This is a genomic window from Paraburkholderia gardini, assembly GCF_907164575.1.
GTDB classification, from domain to species: domain Bacteria; phylum Pseudomonadota; class Gammaproteobacteria; order Burkholderiales; family Burkholderiaceae; genus Paraburkholderia; species Paraburkholderia gardini.
The window spans coordinates 1-3,411 of the sequence record NZ_CAJQYY010000062.1 but is presented as its reverse complement, the minus strand read 5'-3'; the positions used below and the strand labels follow the sequence as shown (position 1 = coordinate 3,411).

Annotated in this window: 3 protein-coding genes; 1 reads left to right on the top strand and 2 read right to left on the bottom strand. The window is 63.8% G+C overall.

The genetic code is table 11. The features are described from left to right. The coding region (locus LPA34_RS26780; protein ID WP_228984157.1) for a TetR/AcrR family transcriptional regulator at positions 1 to 613 on the bottom strand (613 nt) is incomplete at its 3' end. A 71-nt stretch (positions 614 to 684) separates the two neighbouring features. Here LPA34_RS26780 and LPA34_RS26775 point away from each other — a divergent pair. Next, positions 685 to 1,326: a glutathione binding-like protein gene (locus LPA34_RS26775; protein WP_228984154.1), complete on the top strand. Its 642-nt coding sequence runs from the start codon at positions 685 to 687 to the stop codon at positions 1,324 to 1,326. Between the two features lie 98 nt (positions 1,327 to 1,424). On the opposite strand, the gene LPA34_RS26770 is transcribed toward LPA34_RS26775, so the two are convergent. Further along, positions 1,425 to 2,990 carry a methyl-accepting chemotaxis protein gene (locus LPA34_RS26770; protein ID WP_228984152.1) on the bottom strand — a complete coding sequence of 522 codons (1,566 nt, stop codon included), beginning with the start codon at positions 2,988 to 2,990 and terminating at the stop codon, positions 1,425 to 1,427. Positions 2,991 to 3,411 lie beyond the last annotated feature (421 nt).

The window sequence follows — 3,411 nt, the reverse complement described above, 5'->3', positions numbered from 1 at the left end:
ACTCCCGCCCCCCCCCCCCCGCCGCCGTCGCGCGCAGCGTCGCGCGCGTGTCGCCCGCGCGCGAGCGCAGCGCGAGGCTGTGCATGATCGCGGACGCGACTCTTGCGAGCACCGCTGTGTCGGCGGCGGGATCGAGTTCACCCTGCGCCTGGGCGCGCAGCAGACGCCGCTCCAGCGCGCCATCGAAGATCCGGAGCCCGTCGGCGAGCTTCGCGCGAACGTCCGCATCGCGCTTCGCTTCGACCACGGCCGTGCCGATCAGGAAGCATCCGCGCGGCTCGCCGCCGGCCGGGAGATAAATCGCGAGCGCCGTATCGTAGACGCGCATCAACGCCTGCGCGAGCGGCAGGTCGCCGCCGAGCGCCACTTCCATCGCCTTGAGCCCGGCGTCGATGTAACCGTCGAGCGTGTCCAGATAGAGCGCGTGCTTGTCGCCGAACGCGCCGTAAAGGCTCGGACGGTTCATGCCCGTCGCGACGCTCAGGTCGTCGAGCGACGTGCCCGAGTAGCCGCCTTGCCAGAACGCCTCCGTGGCACTGGCGACTGCTTCGGTTGCGTCATAGGCGCGTGGCCTTCCGCGAGGACGTTGTTCTGTTTTTGTACCGGTATGCATAAAAATATCTGGCGCCATTTAATTTTGTTCACTATAGTACAAAACTCAAACCACCGACTGGAGACACCGGAATGGATCTGTATTTTTCTCCCATGGCCTGCTCGCTCGCGACCCGCATCACGTTTTACGAAGCGGACGCGGGCGCGAACTTCATTCAGGTCGACACAAAGAAGAAGCGCATTGCCGACGGAACGGATTTCTATCAGGTCAGCCCGCTCGGGCAGGTGCCGGTGCTGCGCACGAACGAGGGATGGCTCCTCACCGAAAACACAGCGATCCTGCCGTACGTCGCCGACCAGTTCCCGCAAGCGCAGCTGATGCCGCCAGCCGGCACGGCGGAGCGCGCGAAAGTGCAGCAGTGGCTCGGTTTCATCAGCACGGAATTGCACAAGGCTGTGTTCGTACCGCTGCTCGATCCGGGTGCATCTGAAGACGTGCTGAATTACACGCGCAAGCGGGTGCCGTTGCGTCTCGCGGTGCTGGACGCGCATTTCGCCGCGAACGCGTTCTTGCTGGAGCGATTCACGGTCGCCGATGCCTATCTTGCTACCGTGCTGAACTGGGCACAGTACTCGGGTGTGAGTCTGGCTGCATGGCCTTCGGTGGATGCGTATTACCGGCGAATCGCGCAGCGGCCCGCGGTCGCAAAAGCGCTCGCCGAAGAGATGGCGTTGTATCTCGAGGAACAGGCGCGCGAGAAAGCGGCTGCCTGAGCTGAAACGTGACGCCGGGCATGGAGCGAAGTGCGTCCATGCGCGGCGCGGGCGACGAAACGTTCATGCTTCGTTGCCCGCGCCGCGCGATCCGGCAATCAGGCCGCGCGCGCCTTCACGGTGAACACTGAAACGGCCGACTTCAACTGCTGCGCCTGATCCGCCATCGAACCTGCAGCCGCGGCCGCCTGTTCGACGAGCGCGGCGTTCTGTTGCGTCACCTGGTCCATCTGCGCGACCGCGCGGTTGACCTGTTCGATGCCGGTGCTCTGCTCGGTCGATGCAGCCGAAATCTCGCCCATGATGTCGTTCATACGTTTGACCGCGTGCGTCACCTCGGTCATCGTCCGGCCCGCGCGCTCGGCCAGTTCGGCGCCGCTGTCGACACGCGTCGTCGAGTTCTCGATCAGCTCCTTGATTTCCTTCGCCGAGAGCGCGCTGCGCTGCGCGAGCGAGCGCACTTCGCCCGCGACGACCGCGAAGCCACGACCCTGCTCGCCTGCCCGAGCCGCTTCGACGGCCGCGTTCAACGCGAGGATGTTGGTCTGAAACGCGATGCCCTCGATCACGGCAATGATGTCCGTCATCCGTTTTGAGCCTGCCGCCAGATCGCGCATCGTATCGACAACATCGTTCACCAGCACGCTGCCGCGCGCCGCCACTTCCGCTGCGCCGTGCGCGACGCCGCTTGCCTGCTGCGCGTTGTCCGCGTTCTGCCGCACGGTCGCGGTGAGCTGCTCCATGCTCGATGCGGTTTCTTCGAGCGAAGCCGCCTGCTCTTCCGTGCGCTGCGAGAGATCGGCATTGCCCTGCGCGATTTCACCCGAGGCAATCAGGATCGATTCGCTCGACGTACTGATGCCGCCGACGATGCCCGCCAGCCGCTCGCGCATGTTGCCGAGCGCGAAGAGCAGACTGTCGTTGTCGCCCGCGCGGGTGTCGACGCGCACGGCGAGATCGCCGGCGGCGATGCGATTCGCGATGTCAGCCGCGTAATCCGGCTCGCCGCCGAGTTGCCGCGACAAACGCCGCGCGATCAGCCATGCGAGCACCATGCCCACGATCATCGACGCGAGCACCAGCGCGATCATGATGACGCGCATGCGCTCGTAGCGGGCGGTGGCGTCCGCCTGCGCATCGGTTGAGCGCTGACGTCGATATTCGATGACGACGGTGATGCGCTCGCGCATCGCGACGCTCGCCGCGATCGCACGGCGCACGAGCTCCGCGTTGTCGACGCCTGCCGGAACCGGATCGAGGCCGATCTGCTGACGCACAATCCCTTCCCAGACCGTGTTCGCTTTCATCACGTCGTCGAGCAATGTCTGGCCCTTGCTGGTCGTGATGGTCGCGGCGAAGCTGTCGAACGCCGAGTGCATCTCCTTCAGCGAGCCGACGATCTCGTCTTTCAGACGCTGGCGGCCCGCATCGTCGGATGCGTAGCCGAGATTCGCGGCGGCGAGATCCGTGTCGACCTTGTGGCGGTTCGCCTCTTCCATCCAGTAGAGGCCATCCATGTACCGGCCACCGATTGCCTCCGTGAGCCCGTGCAGCGCCGACAGCGCCGTCATACCCGCGACGCCGGTCACGACACCAAAGCCCGTGACGAGCGCAAACGCCAGCAGCAATTTTCTCAACACGGTCAACCGGTCAAACCATTTCATGTCATTCGCCTGTTTGTACATCTGGATCTGGAGAAGGTCTCTCACGCCACACACCATGCAGCGCGGATACCGCGCTCGTACGCCTTGTTTACGGCCAGGAGGGGGCTGACTTGACGCACGAATAGCCAGAATTCAAGTCTGCGAATGAAGCACGAAAGGTCCGCGAAAGCCAACCTCGATGTTCGGATCAGGCGTTCGTCCGATTGGGATTCATCTGATGTTTGAGGTACTCACGCGTGGCTAAACTGCAACCGCTGCGTGATTCCATGTGTAACGTCAGCACTGTTGTAACTCTCCGACTTTCCGTTCACGCACTCGCTGCGTGAACGGTTTTTTTTGTGCGCCCAGCATGGGCGCACTCTTGTGGGTGCAAGTCCCACCGTAAGTTGATCACAGCGAGCGAAGCGAAGCGCAACTGCGA

Excerpts from the sequence above, each read along its gene's own strand:
- LPA34_RS26770 (WP_228984152.1), bottom strand. The coding sequence starts at position 2,990 with ATGAAATGGTTTGACCGGTTGACCGTGTTGAGAAAATTGCTGCTGGCG.
- LPA34_RS26775 (WP_228984154.1), top strand. The coding sequence starts at position 685 with ATGGATCTGTATTTTTCTCCCATGGCCTGCTCGCTCGCGACCCGCATC.